This is a genomic window from Bartonella sp. OC16QHHD (assembly GCF_042194035.1).
Taxonomy (GTDB): domain Bacteria; phylum Pseudomonadota; class Alphaproteobacteria; order Rhizobiales; family Rhizobiaceae; genus Bartonella.
This window is the reverse complement of sequence record NZ_JBHIMJ010000028.1, coordinates 17,781-41,659: the sequence shown is the minus strand read 5'-3', so window position 1 is coordinate 41,659 and position 23,879 is coordinate 17,781. Positions and strand designations below refer to the sequence as shown.

Here is a 23,879-nt window from a genome sequence, read left to right as displayed (position 1 = left end):
GTGACTGTTGTTATATCTAACTGTTTAGACAACAAGTGTATACCAATAGACATGAAAGAATTAAGAAAAACAGAGGATAGATCAGGAAATAAACAATATTTTTTAGAACGGAAGCCTATGCTTGTGGAAAGAATTTTAAAATCAAACTTCTAATCTGTTGAAAAATGAGGCTGTTATTACGTTTGTGATACTTTTCCCCCAAGAGGCGCTATCAGAACGTAAAAAATATTAGAAACACTCCGTAAAGTATGCCCTTTGTAGATGCATGTTGCAAAATCTTATTTCCGAATCTTTATTTACGCATCCCGTACCTTGGAAGAATACGATAATTCGATAATTTATTTATACTATAAAGTTGAATGGTGGGCGTGACAGGGATTGAACCTGTGACCCCTACGATGTCAACGTAGTGCTCTCCCGCTGAGCTACACGCCCATTCATTGATGTTGCATACACCATATAGAATGCCAAACGTCAATGCCTAATTTTATTTTCTCTTTCAACAGATGCAAATAACTTTAAAAAATACTTTTTAAGCAGCGATAAGGATCTTTTCAACTTCATTGACGAGTTCACGTAAGTGAAATGGCTTAGAGAGAACCTTTGCATCAGGAGGGGCATCACTATTTGAATTGAGTGCTACCGCTGCAAAACCCGTAATGAACATTACTCGTAAATCGGGGTCAATCTCAGTAGCACGTCGTGCAAGTTCGATTCCGTCCATCTCTGGCATCACAATATCAGTCAGGAGAAGGGAAAATGGCTCTTCTTGTAAACGTTCATATGCGCTAATACCATTATCGAAATCGGCGACTTCGTAGCCTGCACGTTCTAGGGCTTTTACGAGAAAGCGACGCATATCGTTATCATCTTCTGCGAGCAGGATTCGTTTCATGATTATATTCCAATGGCTCCATTTGTCAGAGTTTTGCCGCATCAATTATACAATATAGAGTATTTATAAAAAAGATGGTAAAAGGCTCATAATTGAAATGAATGGCAAAATGGTTAATTCTTACATTCTGATTCAAAATACAGCATATTCGTTGTGAGTTGGTTAAATTCGAAATATATGTGATTTTGAAAAAAGAAGGGGTTCTCTAAAACTACTAAGATGATTCATTACTATCTTTTCTTTTAAAGTTACTGATTATTATCAGAATTCCATTAAAAAACTTATGAAAATCGTTATTGTAGGGTTTTCATATATCGAGAAATTAGAAGAATATTATGTTAATTTATTGTTTTTAAAAAGTTCTCCTAAGAAATAGAAATTTTATAGTTATTTGTTTTTATAGAGATTTGTAATAAATATTATAAATGCGCTTTATTTCCATTTTTTTCCTTAAATAGATGAAAACTATTGTTTTCCTAGATATAATATTAAATTATCACTTAATAACAGATCAAAAATAGTATTTTGATGCTTTATTTGTAAATATGTATCATGTTATATTAAGATAGATTTATTATTTTTATTTATATAAATAGTTTTTTTATTAGAATGCGTGGTGAATATTTAGGTCATGGCTTGCCTGTAAAGGCTAGAAAACGAATCATATGAGTGGTTGGAAAGAAAAAACTATTATATTTAAAAGTGTTTGTAGATTCAATGCTCGTAGAAATTTTCTTTTTTGATGGGGTGGAGCGGAAATTAAGGTTTAGTGTTATTTTACAGATATATTATCGGGAATAAAGGCATCAAATGCAGCCCAAAATTGTTTTTTATAATCTTCGTTAACCATAATTGTATCCAGTTCAGCGCCTGTAATAGTAATACTTTCTGTTAGACGTGTGTGTTGGCATAATTGCCGCACTTCAATGTTGTTTGCAATATTGTTTTGATTGGCAAGAATAAAGAGTGTTGGGATTCGTAAATTTCCATGAAGTACATTTCTCTTCATAGAATCAATCGCATTAAATACTGAAGCCATCCATTGGGATGTTGGGGGCTTAATGGAAGGGAGCGGCACTTTATGTATGTGTCCCAATTGTATATTTTTTTGTTTTGTCTTGTTTAATTTTTTCCCATCTTTCACTGGTATAAAGCCAAGACCTATATCAGAAAGAAATTGTGTTAATTTATGTTGAAAACTATTCGTTTTATTGCCGAATGGAGCAAAAAGAGGAGAAACACAGAGCAATCTATTAAACTGATGATTAATGAGATCTAATCCGCTAAGTGCTATCAATCCACCTATGCCATAGGTGAGCATAGAGTAAGGCGGCGGATAATTAGGATAAACAATATTTTTAAGAAATTTATATAAGTCATTAATATCATTATTTATATCAAAACAATGATGTCGACTTTGTTTTCTTATCTTGAAGGATATTTTTTCTTGATCAAAGCAGTCAAGTATTGCTGTATGAAAACCGCGTTTAGAAATTTCATTCATTAATAAAAAATATTTTTCTAAAGTATTTGCGTAGCTTTTGAGAATAACAATTGTTCCCTTAGATTTTTCCACCTCAGGATATGTTATAGCAAAACGAATTTCGTGATCTATTGCTATTTTAAGAGTATCATGATGGATATTAAGAGAAGTGGAACCCCAGTCTATGGGATAAAGAGGTGTTTCCAATTGAAATCCTTTACAGTGTATTTGCCGTTTAGTGCTTTGACATTTATGTAATGAAGAAAGAGGATTAAAAAAGGGGTATATTGCTTTTTAGATAGTTTTTATCAATTTAGGTCCCAAAGAGTTGAAATAAAGAAAAACAATTACTAGATAATTAGTGCGGTTGCCATGATGGGGCCGCAGGTTCACAAGTAAGTTTGCCATGTGGGAACTTTGTGAATTAATTATAAATTATAGTCGCTCTAGAGGAGGGCAATATTATGCGTCAAGTAGATTTTTCACCATTTTATCGTTCCACAGTAGGTTTTGATCATCTTTTTAACTGGTTTGATTCTAGAACACAACCAGACGAAGTTTCTTCTTATCCCCCTTATAATATCGAGCGTTTAACTGAAGATTCTTATAGAATTTCTATGGCTGTTGCTGGTTTTTCTCAAGATGAAATTGATATTGAAACGCATTGTAACCAGCTGATCGTTAAGGGAGACAGAAAGTCTAAAAATGATGATGAAGAGCGAGAATTCCTTTATCGAGGTATTGCTTCGCGTGCTTTTGAACGGCGTTTTCATTTGGCTGATCATGTTAAGGTTATTGGGGCAGAACTTGGAGATGGGCTTCTTCATATTCAGCTTAAAAGGGAAATGCCAGCTGAATTAAAACCCAAAAAGATAACCGTACAGATGTCACCATCCATTACAAAAAATGATAACAGCGACGTTATCGTGTAAAGAAAATTTAGAAAATATGAGATCGGATAATTATAAATTTTTCTGAAGAATAAAAAACGCGAGGCAAAAGGTCTCGCGTTTCGTATGTGTTTTCCTAAGAACGAAGCGCATTTTAATAAAACAGCTTATCTCGAATTTATGATAAAATATCATTGCACATTATTCTACGTTGAAGAAAAAAATCATGTGTGTGCAATTGAAATGCATAATAATTCACTTTTTAAGTAAGCTTATTTTATAGCATTTTAAAAATGGTCGGAGCGGCGGGATTTGAACCCACGACCCCTTGACCCCCAGTCAAGTGCGCTACCAAGCTGCGCTACGCTCCGAGTTCGTGTAAAACGATTAAATGACTGTTTCTTTAAAGGCAAGAGAAAAAATAAACAGAATAAAATCTAAAATGCTTTTGCACTTAGAGCTTTTGAAAGTAAAAATTTTGGACATCAATATTTTGTTGTTAATTCAAGATAAATAACGAATTTGTAAAATTCTTTGTGATCATTAAATTTTTAGCTTTATAGTTAATAGATGTATGCATTTAATTACTTTTGAGATTGTGAGGAGGGGGGTAAGATTGGTGACTTTAGGGGTATGAATTGGAGCAAATGAGTGCGGAAGGTATATTGTTTTCTTACCTAATCGTTACTTTTCTAAAAAGATAAGGATTTTCAAAAGAAGAGGAGTGAATGTATGGTTTTGAAAAGTTTCGTTTTTTTAGAGTTTTATAGATGAGGTATTTTGCATTTTATGTGGATAAAAAATTGTAAGTTCTGGATTGTATAATTACAAATCTCATTTTACGGGTATGTATTTTTATCCAAATAAACAAGGTCAGAATGCTTTAATTTATGTTTCGTTTTTTTTCTAAAAGATCAGATAAAATATTATAGAGGAAAAACTTTCAAAGTGTCTATTGAACTAAGAAAAGAGTAAACTATGAGCCGTTTTTCGGTAATAAATTTGACGCAAGCAGCAGTGGATCGTGTTAAAGCGATTATGGATGCAAAAGATGCACAGGGTATTCTTGTTGGTATCAAAAAAGGTGGTTGTGCAGGGATGGAGTATACAATTACTCTTGTCAAAGAAAAGGGGATAGCTGCGGATGTTGTTGAAGTGAATGGTGCCCGTGTTTTTGTAGCACATGATGCGGTATTATTTTTATTAGGAACGCAGATGGATTATGAAGTGACAACGTTGCGGTCTGGTTTTGTCTTTAAAAATCCTAATCAAGTTTCAGCATGCGGGTGTGGCGAATCGGTGGAACTTCGTCCTGCTACGCAGGATCAATATAAAACAAATTGAGCTGAGCTAAATTATAATTTAGTAATTTTAGAGGGGCTTGTTCTTTTAGGTAGAAGAAATCTACTATTTTTTATCGTTCATTTTTAGCTTGCTTCCAAAGTGCTTCCATTTCATTCAAGGATGCGTCAGTGAGTGTTTTAGATTGAGTGGATAGCTTTTCTTCAATATAGGCGAAACGATTTCGAAATTTTATATTCGTTTTTTTTAATGCTTTTTGTGAATCAATCGCTAAGTGGCGCGCGAGATTAAGAAGTATAAAGTAGAGATCTCCAAACTCTGCTTCTATTTCTGAGTTTTGTTTACTTTTGATGGCTTCTTTGAGCTCTTCCAGTTCTTCTTCTATTTTTTCAAAAACTTTATCACTTTTTTGCCAATCAAAACCTACTTTAGCTGCTGCTTCTTGTAAAGCAAGTGCCTCTTGGTTTGCTGGCTGGATTTGTTTTACTGTTGCGAGTATGCTTGTGGAGGAATTGTTGTTTTTTTCTTCGCACATTCTTTTTTGTTCAACCTGTTCTCTTTTTTTTATATATTCCCACTCCTCTTTTATAAATCCTCGTTTTTTTTGCTCGGCATTTCCAAAAACATGAGGATGGCGTCGAATCATTTTTTCCGTGATTGCATAAACAACATCTTCAAAAGTAAAGCTGCCTTCTTCTTGTGCTATGGTAGCATGATAGACAACTTGTAAAAGAAGATCCCCAAGTTCTTCACAGAGATCCTTTCGATTTTTTCGTTCAATGGCATCGATGACTTCGTAAACTTCTTCGAGCATATAGGGTATGAGGGATTCAAAAGTTTGTTTTTTATGCCAGATACAACCATTATCAGAGTTTCGTAATGCAGTGATAATTGTAGTGAGATCTCTGATATCTTTTGAGGCTAACATTTTGCACTTCCTTTGTAAGCAATAGAGCTTATGTTAGATGTCCCAACGTCTATGTAACCACATCCATTGTCCAGGATATTCACGGACCCAAGATTCAACAATATCATTTAATTTTTGCGTAGAAGCAGCTATATCGATATCATTTTTTTCATCACGTGGAAGTTCTACATGTTCATATAACTCTAAACGATGACGTCCACTAGGCAAACGAATACAACGTGCTGGATAAATATCACAGTCATATTGTCGAGCAAGTTTTATAATTAAGGGGTTTGTTTTAAGAGGTCTGTTAAAAAATGTTCCCATGATACCGCGGCGAAATTTTTGATCAACGAGCATACCAACATTTTCACCTTCTTCTAATTTGGCTGCTAATGCCCATGCTGCACCGGCCTTGGAGGGAACAAGATGTCCCATAGAAGTTTGTCGTGCTTTAAGGATTCGTTTGGCAACATAGGGATTATTGGGTGGTCTAAATAATACCGTAACATTAAGATCAAAACTTTGTGCACAAATAGGCAGAAGTTCAAAATTGCCAGTATGTGCGGTGAAAAAAATATGTGGTTTTTTTTCATTTTTTAATCGCTCAAATATTTCAATGCCTTTAACCTCAATGAAACCTGGCTCGTCTGCATGAGGATCAAAATCAAAAATTTTATCAAGAAAAATATATTCAGCTAGGAAACGTCCTATATTTTCCCACATTTCTATTGCAATCGCACGGAGTTCTTGCTCTGTTTTTTCTGGATATGCACTCCTAAGGTTTGCAAGTGTGATTTGATGACGATGTACAAGGGGACCAATTTTTTTTGCTAACCAAGCAAAAAAAGAAATTCCCATTTTGGCTGGAAAACATTTTAGAATAAATAAAGAACCAAAGAGTAGATATGCCCATAACAAGTAGGATATTTTTTTAGCTATAATTTTAATACGATATATGAGATTTTTAAGAGAAAGCTTCATCATGATTTAATCGATTTTAAGGATAATTTTACCAAAAACATCACGACTCTCCATTCGTTTTAAAGCTGTATCAATTTCATCCAGCCCAACAATTGTATCAATGACAGGGTGTACGGCTTTTTGTGCCATTTTTTGCATGGCATTTTTCATATTTTCCATACGGCAGCCAAATGAACCGAATATCTTGAGCTGTTGCTGGAATAATTGCATGAGATTTATTGGTGCTGAAACACCAGAGGTAGAACCGCAAGTCACTAAGCGTGCTCCTTTTTTCATACATAACAGAGAACCGTTCCATGTATCGACACCAACATGCTCAAAAACAACATCAACACCTTTTTTTTGGGTTAATTTACGCACTACACCTTCAAAACGATCTTTACGATAATTAATCACATGATCTGCCCCAAGAGAGTGCGCTTTTGCAATTTTTTCATCTGAACCTACAGTTGTGATAACTGTACAGCCCATGTGTTTTGCAAGTTGAATGGCTGCAGAACCAATACCTGAGCCACCAGCCTGTACCAGGATTGTTTCTCCTGCTTGTAGTTTTGCGTTATCGAAAAGCATATGTTCTACGGTACCAAAAGTAATTGGAGCAACTGCTGCTTGCAATTCATCACATTGGGGAGGTGATGGAACTAATAAACGTGCTGGCAAATTGACAAGCTCACACGCAAATCCATCAAGGTGAAAACCATAGACTCCCTTTACATTACTGCAAAGATTATCCCGTCCTTCATGACAAGCTTGGCATACTCCGCAGGTTTGTGCACCATAAATTGAGACAATCTGTCCAAGTTGGAGATGTTCAACGCCATCTCCTATTTGTATAACCTCACCAGAGGCTTCTGCACCAATGATGAGTGGCATTTTTCTTTTCGCAAAAGCCATGCCACGCCATCCCCATACATCAATATGATTAAGAGCAACGGCTTTTATCCGCACAGTTACTTCACCTATACTAGGTGAAGATGGCGGGGAAATATTGGTGATTTCAAGCCGACGATCATCGAAGAGTTGCAGTGCACGCATTATCATCCCCCTTAAATAATTATTGGTTAGCGTTATAAAATTTTATTATTACAGGATTATCCTTTATATGCAGTGATAACAAGACTCATATTTTGACCACCAAATCCAAATGAGTTTGACAAAACCGCATTGACACAGGACTTACGGCTATGATGAGGAACAACATCTAAGGGGATAGTAGGGTCAGGGTTATCATAATTTATTGTTGGTGGAAGTATTCCCGATTGAATGGTTAAAAGCGAAAAAACCGCTTCTATTGCACCAGCAGCAGTTAATGTATGCCCAATCATTGATTTATTAGAAGAGACAGGAATATGCTCTAAAAGATCACCGAATACTGTTGATAATGCAAGATATTCCATTTTTTCATTTTCAGGTGTTGAAGTTCCGTGGGCATTAATATAGTCAATTTCATTGATGGTTATTTTTGCATCGTCTAAAGCTTTGCGAACGGATTCAATTGCTGGTGATGCATCGGGTTTTGAACGTGTACGGTGAAAGTCATCGGCGGTTTCTCCACAGCCAGCTAAAATTCCTAAAACTGTAGCATTACGGTTTAATGCGCTTTGAAGAGATTCAAGAACAAGAGCGCCTGAGCCTTCTGCCATAACAAAACCATCTCGATCACGGCTAAAGGGTTTTGCTGCTTTTTCTGGAGGCTCATTCTGAGTTGAAAGAGCAGATAGTAGCGAAAAACGAATAAGAGATTCTGCTGAAACTGATCCATCTGTCGCAATTATGAGAGCTCTATTTGTCTCTCTCCGTCTAATAGACTCAACACCTAATTGAATTGCTGTTGCACCAGATGCACAGGCAGTGGAAAGTGTAACAGGAAGTCCTTTTGTGCCAAATGTTTTTTGAAGTTTTTCTGCAATTGCACCAAATTGTGTGGATTCAAAAAGCGTCTCATGGAGTTTATCCTTACAGACTTTAAGAAGATGTGCATAAGAAGGCTCATTATTGAATTCTTCCTCTTGATCAAGACTAAAACGTGCTTTCCATTCAAGTTCAACAGGAGGAGCAGCTAGAAAGAGTGGTCCATTAAAGTTTTTTTTATCAATAGCAGCTTGTTCTAAAGCTTCTTCAGCAGAAAGATGTGCAAGCTTCTCAGAGAGAGCTGAAGCACCAAGTGTACTTTCTTTAAGAAAATCAATTGTTCCAGCAATATATGTATTTAATCCCTCAACGGGAAAACGTGTTATTTTGTGGATACCACTTACACCGCTTGTTAATTTTTGCCAATTTTCATGTTTCCCTTGTCCCAGTGATGTGACAATGCCTGCACCAGTTATTGCTACAAGTGGACGCCCAAAATGATCATGATATTTCACTATAGAAATTCCCCTTCAAACAGCAGTAAGACGCACAATACCTTCAGCTCTTTTTATACCAATCGTTGTAACAAATATTTCACGTACTTCTTTAGAAAAAGGTTTTTCATGAGGACTTAACGCTGGAAAACCGCGTTTTTTTTCAATTGAAAGTGCTGCAAGAGCTAAAGCTAGAGGAAATTGTGCTTCCCGCATATAACCAAATAATGTTGTAATGCCACGGTAAGATAGATCAGCATTATCAAGAGCATTTTGTTCTGCTTTTGTTGCTTCGTGAGCTCCTGAGGCTGCTGAAATGGCTAAGGCAGATTTAGCGCCCGCAGTTTTTAACATTGTTGCAATTGAATCTCTAAGTGGAATTTTGGTTCTATCTGTTTGGTCTGTAATAATTTGGCTAATTTCAGCATAAGCACGTGCATTGCGTTTTTTGGCATGTTCTCCACTTTCAATAACTAGGAAGATACCACCAGAACCGGCTATGACACCGCCGCCTGGGTAGATTCCACGATTCCACACTGGGCTCCATCCATTATGGGTTAAAAGACCACCAAGCTCATGCGCCAACAACATATCATAACTTTGTGCATTATAGGAACTTCCTACAAGAGCATGGGTACTTTGACCTGATTTAATACGAGCTACAGCAATTTGAAGTGCAGAAAGACCACTGCCTTCTTCTCCCATAAATGTACGAGATGATCCAGTGACTTTATGAACAATTGAAATGTTTCCTGCCAAAAGGTTTGAAAGTTGTGCCAAAAATAATGTTGGACGAAGTTCAGTTGAAAGAGCAACATTTAACATAGAAGCATGATCGGCAACTGCGCGCGCTTTAGAAAGAATCTGTGTATCAACAGTAATATCACGTTCTCCCCCACTTGCCGCTACGATCATATCCATTGTTGAAGTGAGTTGTTCATTATTTTTCATGCCAGCATCATCAAGAGCAAGACCAGCCGCATAGGTACCAAGACGCTGCCATGTTCCCATTTGCCGTTGATCACTTTTTTTAGGAATTTGTAAACTCCAATCAATTTCGGGCAATTTATGAACCGTGTAAGGTGAAAAAGTTGTATAATCTAGGTTTGGTGTACGGATTGGATCATTTAAGAGATTCCAATGTTGATCAGTTCCTGCCCCCAGAGAGCTTATGAGACCTATACCAGTGATGAATACAGATTGATCATGCATGGCGAAAAAACTACTCCGCCTGTTTTAAGGCAACGAGATCATCAATTTTTGCACAAAGGTTTTTAAGAACAAAGTATTCTTCTGTTGCAACGGTACCTTCGTTGACTTCTTGTGTCCATTGTTCTAGAGGGACTTTTATTCCGAAAGCTTTATCAATAGCGAAAACAATATCAAGAAAATCAAGACTGTCGATTCCTAAATCGTCAATTGTATGACTCTCAGGTGTAATTGTATTGCGATCAATTTCACTGATTTCTGCAATGATATCAGCAACTTTATCAAACGTGGAAGGCAATGTACGGATTCCTTATTATAGAGTTAGTAAATTCAAAATACATTTAATATTGTTCTTCTAGCCTTTTTTCTCTTTAAAAAAAAGACTTAATCCAGAATATAGCTATCTTTATCTATAGAGAAAAGAGGTTTACAGTACATGAAATACTATATCTCAATATTTAAAAAACTTTGAAATTTTATTGCGCATTTATTTTACAAGACTATTTTTTCTATTGGCAGCAAGGACAGCAAGGGCTGTTATATTAACAACTCCCCGGGAAGTTACTGAAGGCGTTAAGATATGGGCGGGACGTGCTGCCCCGATTAGAATAGGACCAACATGGAGTGCATTTGTGAGGCTTTTAACAGTGTTGAGCGTGATATTGGCTGAATCAAGTGTTGGAAAGACAAGCAAATTAGCTTCACTTTTAAGACGAGAATTAGGAAAAACACGATCACGAAAAACTTTGGAAAGGGCAGCATCAGCATGCATTTCACCATCTGCTTCTAAATCAGGGTGTAATTTGGCAAGAATTTCTGTTGCACGTCGCATTTTACGCGCACTTTCTGTGTTTTTAGAACCAAAGTTTGAGTGTGATAATAAGGCTGCTTTTGGTGTTATTCCAAATGCTTCAACTTCTTGAGCTGCCAACACAGTCATTTCAGCGATTTCTTCTGCAGAAGGATTTTCATTGACGTAAGTATCTGTGAGGAAAAGAGTACGTTGTTGAGAGATAAGCAAACTCATAGCAGAAAAACGGTGAACATGAGGATCAAGACCGATAATTTGTTCAATCAATTCAAGTTGACGTTCAAAGCGTCCTTCTAAGCCGCAAATCATTGCATCTGCTTCTTCACGCATAACGGCAAGGGCAGCAATAGCCGTTGTTGATGTTCTCACTACTGTTTTTGCCATTTCAGGCGTAACACCACGCCTCCCTGTATAATGAAAAAATAAATTAACATAATCACGAAAACGTGGATCATCTTCAGGGTTTGTTAATTCAAAATCTATACCAGGACGAATTCTTAAACCAAAGCGTTTTAATCTTGCTTCTACGACATGTGGACGGCCGATAAGGAGGGGCGTTGCTGTTTGTTCTTCAATGACAACTTGTGCTGCACGAAGGACGCGTTCATCTTCACCATTGGCATAGATGACGCGTTTACGTTTTGCTGTTTTTGCTGCAGCAAAAACAGGTTTCATTGTTAAACCAGAAAGAAAGACAAATCGATTGAGGATATCATAGTAGGCCTCCATATCTTCAATGGGACGAATGGCGACACCAGTTGTCATTGCTGCTTTAGCAACAGCGGGAGCAATACGCAGTATTAAACGCGGATCAAAAGGAGAGGGGATCAGATAGTCTGGTCCAAAATTGGGTGGTTCTTTCGAGTATGCACGTGCTACAACATCTGAAGTTTCTTCACGTGCAAGGGCAGCAATCGCATGAACAGCGGCCATTTTCATTTCTTCATTAATTGCACTAGCACCTACGTCTAATGCACCACGGAAGATATAGGGAAAACAAAGGACATTATTAACTTGATTGGGATAATCAGAGCGTCCTGTGCAGATCATTGCATCTGGTCGTATAGAGCGTGCTTCTTCAGGCATAATTTCTGGTACTGGATTAGCCAGTGCTAAAATGAGTGGATTTTGAGCCATTCTTTTAAGATATTCAGGCTTTAAAACACCACCCGCAGATAGGCCTAGAAAAATATCCGCATCATCAATAATATCAGATAAAGTTCGTGCGTCCGTTTTTTGTGCGTAATTGATTTTCCAACGATCCATAAGGGTCTTGCGACCTTCATAAACAACTCCCTCTAAGTCACTAAGCCAAATATTTTCAACTTTTGCCCCAAGACGAACCAAAAGATTAAGGCAAGCGAGGGCAGCAGCACCTGCACCTGAGGTAACTATTTTTGCATTTTCAATTTTTTTTCCTGAAAGATTTAAGGCATTTAATACAGCCGCAGAAACAATAATGGCAGTTCCATGTTGGTCATCATGAAAAACTGGAATTTTCATTTTAGCACGAAGTTTTTCTTCGATGTCAAAACATTCAGGAGCCTTAATGTCTTCAAGATTAATACCACCAAATGTAGGTTCTAAGGTCGATATTGTTTGTACCATTTGTTCTATATCGGATGCATCAATTTCAATATCAAAAACATCAATATTCGCAAATTTTTTAAATAAAACGGCTTTGCCTTCCATAACTGGCTTGGAAGCGAGTGGACCAATGTTCCCTAAACCAAGAACAGCAGTTCCATTGGATATAACAGCGACTAAATTAGCACGGGAGGTATATTGAGCAGCAAGATTGGGATCTTCATGAATCGCAAGACATGGTGCTGCAACGCCTGGAGAATAAGCAAGAGCTAAATCACGTTGATTATCAAGAGGTTTTGTTGCTTGTATTTCCAATTTTCCAGGTTTTGGGTGTTGGTGATAAAAAAGTGCGGCACTGTCAAGTTCAGCTTTTGGTGAACTGAAATCACTATTTTGTTCTCTAGACATTTTTATGATATCCAAGTTAGCGTATGTGTATATGAGATGTTCCATCTACGATAAGGTTTTGTCCACTAATAAATCCTCATTTCTCTGAATATCAAAATGTATGAGTATGAGAAAACTCTTCTGGATCGTAAAACCAGTTTGATAATTCTTTTTGTTTGTGTGCATGAATAATTTCATTGATAGCAGCACGATTAGTTTTTTCTTTCCTTAATAAAACCCGTAAAAATTGATTAGTCCACAAACGAATAAAATATTACTAATAATTACATTACCAAGCCATTATTTTTTTTGCAATGCTTACAACTTAAGGAAAGAAAAGAAGAGTGCTTTCTATTAACTTCATCTTCTTTATTTAAATTTCTATAGAGAGGTAGAAGAAATTTTAAATAACAATTTGCAATTTATAAATTATTTTTGCAGCTATTTAAAAGGAAATTGGAACTTTAAAAATGGGAGTTGTTTTATTTATTATTCAATTGAACTCTTAATAATGCGAACTTTATAATTTATAATGAATCATCTCGTATGTTGAATGAGAAATTTGAATACAATAAGATTCTTTTAGCTCAAATTCACCTAATATAATAAAAAATATTTACTTAGATAATTCAACGAGAGTAATATGTGGATAAAAAACATTAAAAAAAATAAATAGAAGTGTTTCTATGAGCTATTTTAATACAAAAGCATGAATTTTTTTCACAATTAATAAAAATAATTATTACCGATTTTGTACCTTTATGAAACTATGAAAAATAAAGGAGTTAAGAAAAAGATAAGGAAATAGAAAACATGCTTTATCATTCTTAGAATGATACGTTGTTTGATAAGCCATTACGCTTCTTTAGGGTTATTGCTTAGGATGTCAAAGAAAACCGCATGCCAATTATCCCAACCTTTGAAGTACAAAGCTACAGTTGAAAAAAAAGCATTCTATGATGAGCCATTAAAACAACTGGAGAGAGAAAGTGGAAAAAATATCTTTTTCCACTTTCTCATTTGTTATTGGATTCGACCACTTGCATGAGCAAGCATAGTATAAACTTTTCCGGTATCTGATATCAAGTACTTGCGAACTGAGTTGGAAGAGCCAGAACTGCGCGATATATCACGTAAGAGCTTTTCGAAATCTGTAACATATTGATTCACTGAACGTTTAAACCCAAAATCGCTCATATATTTTTTCTTAATCATTTCAAATATTTTTTGTCCATTTAAGGTATAAAGGCTTTCTGTTACGATGTTTTTTTGTCCACGTTGATAATGATCCCATAGCTCAACAATGGCATTGTGATTAATAGCTTGCACTATACCAGAAGCTAATGAATTAAGAGAGCAGTTTGCAGGAGATGGTTTTGTTTGCACTGATGTTAAAACATCATCACTAGGGGGAGCATCATAAAATGTTTCTTCACGTGAAGCTCTTTCTAAGAGATTTGATACCCATTTCTTTGGTCTTTTTTTGCTTTGATCTTGTTGCAAAATAGGCTTAGGTGGCACAATCTTTTTAACAGATTCAGTGGAACTGTCACTTTTTTGATTAAACATTGATGATGTAGGAAATGCTGATATTAGCTGTTTTTGTGCGCTCTTTTGATCATTTTGTATAACACTGACTAAATCTTGTAACGCTGTAATCTGTTCATTCAAAGCTGTGCGAATTGTTTGCGTTGTTTCTTTTGTTTTTTCTGGAAGTTTTTTTACATTTTCATTGATATCATTATTAATCTTTGAAAGCTCTAAACGAACTTCATCAGCGGAGCGACGTATATCTTCTGCTGCTTCTGAAAAACGCGTTGATGCTTCACTAACAAGCTTATTAAGTGATTGTTGAAATGAATTTGTGGAGTTACGCGCATTCTTATCAGAGCGTTCAAGTGCTAAGTTGAAGATTTTTTCATAATGCCCAATCATTTGATTAATTTCATGAGACTTTGAAACAAGAGCATCGCTTAATACAGAAAGCGTATTATGTTTTTCTTCAAGTGTTGCACTAAGTGAATTTTCAGACTGTTCAAGAACATGAATAGTTTGGGAAAGTGTCTTTGCATGTTCACCAAAACTGCTCGTTATATGATTAATTTGTTCAAAGGTACTCTTTGAAAGTCCTTGCAGAATTTCAACATTAGTATTGAGCGCTTGATTTGAGGCTGACAAACGCTCTGCTACTTGGTCCGTGTTGCGGAAAAAATTATTCGTACTCTCATTAAACTGCCCATCAATATTTTGAACAGCTGATAATAAAACATTACTATTTTCGTGAAAATTGTAAATTGATTGATTCAACTGTGTTAAGATGGATGAGACATTATTAACAAGCTCTTCCTTCATAATCGTTATTGTTTGAAGTGTTTCAGAGTTAGCTTTGGTTAAGCTATTCACTAAAGATTCATTATGTGCATAAATTCTTTGTTCAGCATCTTGTGTGGAAAGAGAGAGTTGTTCACCGATATGCTGTGTTAAAGAATCAATTGATTCTGTCGTATTTTGCGCTGCTTGATTTAAGTGATTTGTAAGCTCTGTTATTTTTCCAACATGTTTTGAAATTTGTGTTGTTGTTTGATTTCCAGCATCTTCCAGACGGCTCGTTACATCAGAGAGTTGATATCCTAAATTATTTTTAAGATTTTGCATAGAGTGATGAAGAACATCACAGCGTTCATTAAGAACTTGTTCTATTGCTGTTGTTGATGTGTGAATAGTTTCATTCAATAATGCTTGTGCATTATGACTGGCTGTTGCGAAAGCTTCGACAGTATGCGCTGTTTGTTCAGACAGAACGGACAGAACTTTTTCACTGGTATCATAAACAGTTTTTTTGACATTTGATACAATGCGATTGCCTGATTCTGAGAGAATATTTTCTGCTTGTGCAGTAACATTTGTAACAGATGAAAGAATTTGTTCACTCGTAGAAGAAAGAATATCAGAAGCTTTTATAATCTTATTATGCAGGTTATCTGTCACTGTATTAACAGAGTCTTCTAAGGTTACACGCATATTGTCAACACTGCTTTCCAGCGCTTGTTGAATTATCTGACTTTGCTCATTATTAATCATGAGAGACGTTTTTAATGTGTCAGAACGTTCCTCAATAACAGATGTTTGCATATCAATGGCTTCACAGATTTGGCTAAATTTTTCAGATAATGTTTCCTCTAGCGTTGTTGTCCGTTCAAAAATTTTGTGTGCACGATCTTCTAGATCTGTATCGAATGATTCCATACGTGTTTCAAGGGTTTCAAAGAAAACACCACTCGATTGAGAGAGAGTATTCTTTAAAATTTCGGCATGGCTTTCAAGGTTTTTGATATGATCTTGAACCGTTTCAGTAATGTTTTTATTATTGGCGACAATTGCACTCTCAACTAAATCTATTTGTTGTTTCAATGCAACATCGACACGTATATCACTTTTTGCAATGAGGTTATGGATTGTTTCCATGCGTTGTTCAAGTGTACGTGCTTGATCGGCAAGAACTTCATTGAGAGAAAAACTATTAATCGCTAAAGAATCGCGCAGAGCATCGGCACGGATATCAATATTTCTCGCTTGTGCTTCTAAAGCATCTTGGGTTGTATTACAACTTTGTACAATGACATCTTGTAACTTTTCAGTGCATTGAATGATGTTTGTAATATGATTTTCAGCTTGTTTATCAACGACTTGAACATTGTCAGCCAAAACTTTTTCAATATGAGAAGTATTTTGGGATAAAACATCAATTTGATTTCTTAATGTATCCGCAATTTTATTCTTCTCGTTATCGAGCATGTCTGCCATAAGAGCTCGTTGATCAGAAAGTTGTACTTTAAAATCTTGTGAACGTTCTTGTATGATATCAACAATGGCATTGTCGACATATTGAATTTCTTCTCTCAGACTTTCTTTACTTTTATCAATTGCAGAAAGAATAGCTTCACGTCCATTTGTAAATGCATGGGTAATGTCTGCTGTTTTTTCTTGGAGGTTCTCATTTATTTTCAAGACATGAGCTTCCAAGAAGTTACCAAGTTTTTCAGCATTATCCTCTAAAGCCTGACTGCGTTCTATAAAGGAATCAATGATGGAATCACTATGTTCTTTAAGAGAAAGATCAACCGTTGCTAAACGTTGTTCAAAGGCTCCAATTGCTTGCGAGGTTACGTTATCAAATTTAGAAGAGAGTTTATGTGCTTGGTCGTCGAGCTTTAAGATCTTCTCATCAAAATTCTGTAGAGATTGATTATTACGATCAATAAGAGCTTTATCCAAGGCTTTAAACTTTTCATCGACAGCGTGCAAAGTTTGATCTGTTACTGCTTGTATATGTGTTGCAATTTTAGCAACATGTACTTCTGCTTTTTCAGCTGTTTCATTAAAAGTTTTTTCTATTTGTTTTTCATTATGATCAAATCGTTTTGCAAAGCCATCGAAGTTTTTTCCTAATTCATGAAAAAATTCCGTGTTTTTCTGCTGAATTTGTGTTGTTGTTTTGTTAAATTTTTCAACAAGCTGATTTGTTACGCCATCACCAGCATAGGAAAGTTTTTCAACGAGGTCTTCGCCTTGTTTTTGTAAAGTTTGAGAAAGGGTTTGTGCAAGCTTTTCAACATTGGTTACAATGTTAGAGGTAACCAAACCAAATTCATCACTCAGTTGTTCTTGGGTTCCTTTAATTGTTGATTGTACGCGATCTGCATGATTCAAAATGGCTATGCGTTCATTACTCAATTCTTTGATTAATGTGTGAATGCGTGATTCATTTTCAGCATAGGCTTGTTCTAGATTATGAACTTCACCTTGTATGATTGCTTCAAGTTCAACAGCACGTCCGAGGGTACGTTCAATACCTTCGTTCATTGCCGCTACTTCTTCACGAATGGTTTGCCCTATAGCAATAGCTTGTTTTTCAGATAGATGTTGTGGTTCACTAAGGCGCTGTGCAGCATTGGTCATAAGAAGCGCAATATTATGCAAGTCGTTTGAACGTTTTGTTAATTGAGCAACGCCCCAAGATATAAGGATAGGAATTGCTGTTCCGGCTGCTACAGCAAGTCCTGTTGGGGATGTAACAAAAGTGCTGATATTGGATAAGGAGCTGAGTCCGGTAGGTGCGAGCTTATGCGCAATAAAAGCTCCTCCCGTTGCCCATAAAGCACTAAGCGCTGTTGTATACCAGTAGACTCGAGAGGAAGAACGCTGCTTGAATGGTCCAAAATTTACAGGGGTTGTTATATCATCATTTGCGGGAAGAAGTTTTGTAGGCAATAATGTATTATGAACAGTTCCACCTGAAATATCAGGTGAAGGTTTTGGAGCAAAAAGCTGTTCAACAACGGATTTATCAATAACAGCTTCATCATGAATATTAGAAACAAAAGTTGACGTACCGTTTTCAGCAAAAAATTCTTCTTCTGCCATTGCAATTTTTTGAATCAGATCATCGACATTAACAACATTTTCAGAATTATTGGATGATATTGTTTCAAATCCTGTGTCATCGAAATCAAAGTTCATAGCTTTTGTGAGGGCTTCTTCAACTTCAACTTCAAATGTTTGCAATTTTGTTCTGCGTGCCATACTCGCCTCGTACTCTTACAGCCGGAAAAGGGATACGTCCTCTTCCACATAATTTCTACATACTAGCTGTTAATTATTTAGAAAGGAATATGCTTAGGGAAAAATTTTAAAAACTTATCAAGATAAAGTTAACGCGGTTTCTTATACCCTGTTTAAAAATGTTATAAAATATAGTGAAAACAATTTATTATTTAAATCTAACTAAAACAAAAATACTGTTTACAACTTGTGTTTATAGAAAGCTTTATAAGCCGGCAGTCTTTGAAATAAGGACTTTAATAGCGGTTATATATACAGTAAGGTGCAAATGCCTCTCTTTAATATCGATAATCGTTAATAAATGTTGTTGTCCGCTTACTTTTATTGATTCTAAACGAAGCAGATTCATCATCACATATAGTCTGTAATAGCTTAGGATGTATAAAAGTATGCCTTTGAATTGTAAGCTCATAAAAAAGTAAACGTGGAAAAATTTTTAATTTAATATAGCTTTTCGTAAGTTGTACTTTATTATTGTCTTAAAGAGCCGTTTTTTCTCTAATTTCAGTTGTTTGTTGCTGAATTTTTAAGCTTCTACGTTGACAATTGGATATTTTTCAGTCGATATGCATGCACGAATATTTTATGCAATCTAGATAAAGGTGTAAGAATAATGGCAGAGCGATCACAACACCTGCAAGATGTGTTTTTAAATACGGTGCGTAAGCAAAAAATTTCCCTTACAATTTTTCTTGTCAATGGCGTTAAACTCACGGGTATTGTAACTTCATTTGATAATTTTTGTGTTCTTTTGCGCCGAGATGGACACGCGCAATTGGTTTATAAGCATGCTATTTCTACGATTATGCCTGGACAGCCTGTACAGATGTTTGAGGGTGAAAGTCCTGAGTAAACATATCATTTTAAGATAGACCTCTTATCCCATTTAAAAGTACTTAGATTGCTATGATAAATGAAAATGAGAGATTAGGAGGGGTATTTTCGCAGAATACAGGACAGGTGCGCGCACTTGTTTTGATACCGATTTTTCAAGAAAATAGAAGTGAAAGCTCTTTGAGAGAGTGTTCTATATCTTCTCGTGTTAAAGAATCATTGGGGTTAGCACGTGCTATAAGGTTAGAAGTTGTTAATTATGAAACGATTAATATTGCAACGCCTCGCTCTGCGACTCTCTTTGGAAAAGGTAAAGTAGATGCGTTAACCTGTTATATAGATGAATATTCTATTGAGCTTGCGATTGTAGATCACTTTTTAACGCCAGTACAGCAGCGTAATTTAGAAAAATTGTGGAATTGCAAAGTTATCGATAGAACGGCTTTGATTCTTGAAATTTTTGGGGACCGTGCACGAACAAAAGAAGGAGTTTTGCAAGTAGAGTTAGCGCGTTTGTCCTATCAAAAAGGGAGGCTTGTGCGGAGTTGGACGCACTTGGAAAGGCAACGGGGGGGGCGTGGCTTCCTAGGTGGACCTGGTGAGACGCAAATTGAAGCAGATAGGCGTCTTTTACAAGAAAAAATTATTCGTATTCGCCGCGAATTGCAAACGGTTATTAAAACACGTGCACTTCATAGAGCAAAAAGGAAAAAAACATCTTATCCTGTTGTGGCGCTGGTAGGATATACGAATACAGGAAAGTCAACTCTCTTTAACCGTTTAAGCGGTACAGATGTTTTAGCAAAGAATATGTTATTTGCAACGCTTGATCCGACTTTGCGCAAAGTTGTTCTTCCCCATGGAAAAACTGTTCTTTTGTCTGATACTGTAGGGTTTATTTCTAATTTGCCAACGAATTTGATTGCAGCTTTTAGAGCAACCCTTGAAGAAGTGGTTGAAGCGGATCTCATTCTTCATGTAAGAGATATGTCAGATCTTGATCATCGAGCACATGCCCAAGATGTTTTAGAAGTGCTTTCAAGTCTTGATATCGATATTGATGATATGGAGCACATCATAGAAGTTTGGAATAAGATTGATATGTTAGATGAGCAAGCATTGAATGTTTTACAAACAAGCGCAAAGACGCGATTAAATCCTGCTCTCATGGTATCAGCACTTAAGGGGGATGGACTCGATCAATTATTAAGAGCCATTGAAAAGCGAATTTTTGGAGAGGTGCAAAGCATTGAATATCTTTTACAACCTCATGAAATGTCGCTTATTGATTGGTTTTATGAAAACTCTGCGGAAATAGTGCAAGAAGGGCATGATGATGGGTCTATTACCATTAGAGCGGTTGTTACTTCTGAAGCAAAAAAACAACTAGAGAGCCTCAAAAAAAATATGAATTAAGTTCTTTAAAGCTATTTTTGAACATTTGTGCTTAAATTTTATATTTTTATTATCTCAAAATAATATGACAGCAAGTTAAGAGGATAGTTACTACTTTCTCTTAATAAAACAATATGAAGAAGTATTTTGCTGGTTAAAATAAAGATGAGTCTTACGTGTAATAAAAGACTATTCGTACGTACCGTATGGCGAAGCATTTTGATTGTTTTGCTATTACAAATGCTATGTGTATCTTTGATTTGGTTGTATTATTTTGTCCAGCCCCGTGGTTACCAAGCAACTTTAACATTTTCATTATCTGATTCTGTAGGAAAGCCATTACCAATTAAAAAGCAAGACAATGTTATCGCTTTTTTGTTTTCACAGCCTATGTTCTTCAATGATTCGAATTTTTCTTTAAGTGCTTCTTATAAGAAAAAAAATCATGAAAATATCCGTTTATCGCGTCATGGTGATTTTATCGATCTTATTTTTGAAGCCGAGACACTTGAAGCAGCTCAACGTGGGTTGGAAACTTGGTTTTCCGCATTTTCACAAGCAATCATAAAACAGAAACAATTCTTGTTAAATGATAAATTAGAAGACAAACAATATGATAATATTGCAATCCTTAATATCGTGCAGGAATTTCGTAAATCTATTGATTCTTTTATTCAGCGTGGTGTAAAACAAACAGAGCTTCATGATCTTTCGATGCAATTAACGCAAGCAACTTTAAAGCGTATTCATTTAACAAGTTTGAATTCAACGATTAACATGATGCGTGAAAATGGGCAGTCTTTACTGTCTTTATCGTTTATTGCAGGCAATTCAGCAATTGTTGCTCTGGAATCTAAACGTGATCTCTTGGAAACGCAAAGAGCACATATGGCTGCACAATTAGGGTGGACACATCCTCAAATTAAAGCGATGACTGCAGAATTAGAGACAGTTTCTCATCAATTAAAAAATAAAATTTTACAGATTGTTTATCAAGTTCATTCAGATGAGGTTATTGCAACGGAATTGGAAAAACAGCTTCAAAAAAGGGTGAGTTTTTTTATAAAAGATCAATCCCAATCTTTGAATGAAATATTTAATGAATTTGAAAATAAAATAAAAGCAGCGATCGATGTCCAAAATAAAGCGATGAGCAAGTCTGTTCAACGAAGAGAAAAAGTCATTGGTTCATATTGGGGATTGAGTGATAATCCTCTTCTCTTACAAAATACAAATATCCACGTGGTTATGCCAATAACGTTAGCACCAATTTCTTTTATGGCTCTTTATGGAAAAAATATTCTTGTGAGTGCATTGGCCAGCTTCCTTACTCTTTTGCTAGGAATCTTGTTATTCTATCCGTGCTTTAAAAGGAAAAAAGACCAAATCTCAGAAGAGGATTTGAGATCAAAAGAAAATTCTCTTAAGAAGAATGAGAATATTTTAGTCTCTCAAGAAATGAAAAATTTTGAAGCTTTTATTACGATAGAGGGATTATCTGATGTTTTGAAATGGCGTGCTTCAACCATTATTTCAATCATTGGACTAGAGGCTGCACGGACAGCGGCAAAGCTTTCACTTCATCTCACAAAAGAGAACAAAACAATTTTGTTGGTCGATATTTCTGGTCAACAAATAGAGAAAGTCATTGGCCCACATCGCGGACTGAGTGATATTTTAACGGGCAATGCCAAGTTGCATGATGTTATTTACCGTGATTATGATACGGGGGTTGATATTCTTCCTCAGGGGTTAACAAGTGCCATTTCAGCACAAGATTTTTCAAATGATATTTTTCATATATTACAAGAATTTAAAAAAGAATATGATTTTATCATCCTAGAGATGGCAAGCGAACCAAAATATGGGTTTGAGCAATTTGCAGAGCTAACAGACTATTATATTTGTAATACTGTTCTTAATGAACAAGAATGGATGATGCGGATGGTAGACAGCTTTCCAAAGACTGTTTATCGCGTTGTAGCATTATAAGCTTCGTAAAGTAAAAAAGAAATATGTATCGCGTGTTATAGTGGTACGCTTGTTTTTTGCTAAAGTTGTAGTACATACTAAAATAGACAAAGAGTTAATGTTTAAATTTTAAAATGCATTTTAGTTGGAGAGAAGCGTGGGGCAATCAGAGATGGTAGTAAAGAGATTAAACAATAGCATTTTAACGCCTGTGCAAAAGGAAAATAGAAAACATATACAGGTGTGGCTTTACTCTATTTTATTGCTGTGTTTGGCAATTGTCTTAGTGGGTGGCGCTACTCGTTTGACGGGATCAGGATTATCTATAACGGAATGGAAGCCAATACACGGCGTTATTCCACCGATTGGTGTGGATCAATGGCAAGAGGAATTTTTAAAATATCAACAGATAGCACAATATAAGCTGCTTAATCCTGATATGACCTTAAGTGCTTTTAAGGTCATTTTTTGGTGGGAATGGGCGCATCGTGTTCTTGGGCGTCTTGTTGGTCTTGTCGCTTTATTGGGGCTCATTTGGTTTTGGGCGACTAAGCGTGTTGAAAAAAATATCTTACTCCCGCTTATTGTTGTACCTATTCTTATCGCCTTTCAAGGCTTTATTGGTTGGTGGATGGTTGCTTCAGGGATTGGGCAAAGTAGTTTAACAAGTGTGAGCCAATATCGTTTGGCATTTCATCTTATAACGGCATGTTTTGTTATTGTTTTTGTTACTTATTTATCTCGAGGGCTTGCAGAATATTCAGAAAAGCCAGCAAATCAAAAGGTGCAATATTTTGCGGCTTGGCTTGTTATTCTCGTCTTGATAGAGATTTATTGGGGTGCTTTGGTTGCAGGGCTTCATGCAGGAAAAGTCTATAATACATGGCCCCTTATGGATGGTCAGATTATTCCTGATGGATTGTTACAGCATCGTCCTGTTTGGCTCAATTTATTCGAAAATCCCTTAACGGTTCAGTTTATTCATAGATTTTTTGCTTATTTTTTATTGATTGCCTCGGCTATTCATGCTTTCTATGTACAAAAAAATGTTCCCCGTTCAACCCACTCTCGTCGTGCATTTCTTATCTGTGGTATGATTATTATCCAAGCACTTTTAGGTATTTTGACACTGTTACATGAGGTTCCGATAAGTTTGGGGCTCATTCATCAAAGTATGGCATTAGTCGTGTTGTGTTTTGTTGTTGCGCATTGGCGAGCAACAAAAGGGGCATATTGTGCTGTTGAATAAAGCTTGTA

16 protein-coding genes and 2 tRNA genes are annotated in these 23,879 nt (G+C 36.0%); 6 read left to right on the top strand and 12 right to left on the bottom strand.

The genetic code is table 11. The features are described 5' to 3' along the window. Positions 1-360 precede the first annotated feature (360 nt). The 3 genes from ACFIK1_RS04010 to ACFIK1_RS04000 form a co-directional block, all read right to left on the bottom strand. Positions 361-435, bottom strand: a tRNA-Val gene (locus ACFIK1_RS04010). Positions 436-532: 97 nt separating this feature from the next. After that, positions 533-895, bottom strand: a complete 363-nt coding sequence (cpdR, locus tag ACFIK1_RS04005; RefSeq protein WP_005773448.1) for a cell cycle two-component system response regulator CpdR — start codon at positions 893-895, stop codon at positions 533-535. A 772-nt stretch (positions 896-1,667) separates the two neighbouring features. Next, positions 1,668-2,585, bottom strand: coding sequence for a serine aminopeptidase domain-containing protein (locus ACFIK1_RS04000; protein WP_375662140.1), 918 nt, complete (start codon positions 2,583-2,585; stop codon positions 1,668-1,670). Positions 2,586-2,842: 257 nt separating this feature from the next. On the opposite strand from ACFIK1_RS04000, the gene ACFIK1_RS03995 reads away from it, so the two are divergent. Next, positions 2,843-3,310, top strand: coding sequence for an Hsp20 family protein (locus ACFIK1_RS03995; RefSeq protein ID WP_375613075.1), 468 nt, complete (start codon positions 2,843-2,845; stop codon positions 3,308-3,310). A gap of 252 nt (positions 3,311-3,562) precedes the next feature. On the opposite strand, the gene ACFIK1_RS03990 is transcribed toward ACFIK1_RS03995, so the two are convergent. Further along, positions 3,563-3,639, bottom strand: a tRNA-Pro gene (locus tag ACFIK1_RS03990). Positions 3,640-4,246: 607 nt separating this feature from the next. Between ACFIK1_RS03990 and ACFIK1_RS03985 the strand changes: the two genes are divergently transcribed. After that, entirely contained in the window at positions 4,247-4,612 is a 366-nt protein-coding gene (locus tag ACFIK1_RS03985) for an iron-sulfur cluster assembly accessory protein (protein ID WP_375633160.1), read from the top strand. A 70-nt stretch (positions 4,613-4,682) separates the two neighbouring features. On the opposite strand, the gene mazG is transcribed toward ACFIK1_RS03985, so the two are convergent. From mazG to ACFIK1_RS03945, 8 genes are all read right to left on the bottom strand, one after another. After that, on the bottom strand, positions 4,683-5,498 hold the full coding sequence (gene mazG, locus ACFIK1_RS03980) for a nucleoside triphosphate pyrophosphohydrolase (RefSeq protein ID WP_375633159.1): 816 nt from the start codon (positions 5,496-5,498) through the stop codon (positions 4,683-4,685). Positions 5,499-5,531: 33 nt separating this feature from the next. Further along, positions 5,532-6,461 (bottom strand): lipid A biosynthesis lauroyl acyltransferase, encoded by a 930-nt coding sequence (locus ACFIK1_RS03975; protein ID WP_273791402.1) that lies wholly within the window; start codon positions 6,459-6,461, stop codon positions 5,532-5,534. 6 nt (positions 6,462-6,467) lie between these two features. After that, on the bottom strand, positions 6,468-7,496 hold the full coding sequence (locus ACFIK1_RS03970; protein WP_375613072.1) for a zinc-binding dehydrogenase: 1,029 nt from the start codon (positions 7,494-7,496) through the stop codon (positions 6,468-6,470). Positions 7,497-7,552: 56 nt separating this feature from the next. Then, positions 7,553-8,827 (bottom strand): beta-ketoacyl-ACP synthase, encoded by a 1,275-nt coding sequence (locus tag ACFIK1_RS03965; RefSeq protein ID WP_375613071.1) that lies wholly within the window; start codon positions 8,825-8,827, stop codon positions 7,553-7,555. 15 nt (positions 8,828-8,842) lie between these two features. Next, positions 8,843-10,018, bottom strand: a complete 1,176-nt coding sequence (locus ACFIK1_RS03960) for a beta-ketoacyl-ACP synthase (RefSeq protein WP_375662139.1) — start codon at positions 10,016-10,018, stop codon at positions 8,843-8,845. A gap of 10 nt (positions 10,019-10,028) precedes the next feature. Beyond that, positions 10,029-10,313: an acyl carrier protein gene (locus ACFIK1_RS03955; protein ID WP_005773457.1), complete on the bottom strand. Its 285-nt coding sequence runs from the start codon at positions 10,311-10,313 to the stop codon at positions 10,029-10,031. Positions 10,314-10,502: 189 nt separating this feature from the next. Then, positions 10,503-12,821: an NADP-dependent malic enzyme gene (locus tag ACFIK1_RS03950; protein WP_375618513.1), complete on the bottom strand. Its 2,319-nt coding sequence runs from the start codon at positions 12,819-12,821 to the stop codon at positions 10,503-10,505. Positions 12,822-13,823: 1,002 nt separating this feature from the next. Further along, positions 13,824-18,383: a hypothetical protein gene (locus tag ACFIK1_RS03945; RefSeq protein ID WP_375662138.1), complete on the bottom strand. Its 4,560-nt coding sequence runs from the start codon at positions 18,381-18,383 to the stop codon at positions 13,824-13,826. 652 nt (positions 18,384-19,035) lie between these two features. On the opposite strand from ACFIK1_RS03945, the gene hfq reads away from it, so the two are divergent. From hfq to ACFIK1_RS03925, 4 genes are all read left to right on the top strand, one after another. After that, positions 19,036-19,275, top strand: coding sequence for an RNA chaperone Hfq (gene hfq, locus ACFIK1_RS03940; RefSeq protein WP_005773461.1), 240 nt, complete (start codon positions 19,036-19,038; stop codon positions 19,273-19,275). Between the two features lie 53 nt (positions 19,276-19,328). Then, positions 19,329-20,672 (top strand): GTPase HflX, encoded by a 1,344-nt coding sequence (hflX, locus tag ACFIK1_RS03935; protein WP_375662137.1) that lies wholly within the window; start codon positions 19,329-19,331, stop codon positions 20,670-20,672. 144 nt (positions 20,673-20,816) lie between these two features. Continuing rightward, positions 20,817-22,643, top strand: coding sequence for a hypothetical protein (locus ACFIK1_RS03930; RefSeq protein ID WP_375662136.1), 1,827 nt, complete (start codon positions 20,817-20,819; stop codon positions 22,641-22,643). A 151-nt stretch (positions 22,644-22,794) separates the two neighbouring features. Continuing rightward, the gene (locus ACFIK1_RS03925; RefSeq protein WP_375634488.1) at positions 22,795-23,871 is read left to right on the top strand and encodes a COX15/CtaA family protein; all 1,077 of its coding nucleotides are present in this window, start codon (positions 22,795-22,797) and stop codon (positions 23,869-23,871) included. The last annotated feature ends 8 nt before the right edge of the window (positions 23,872-23,879 follow it).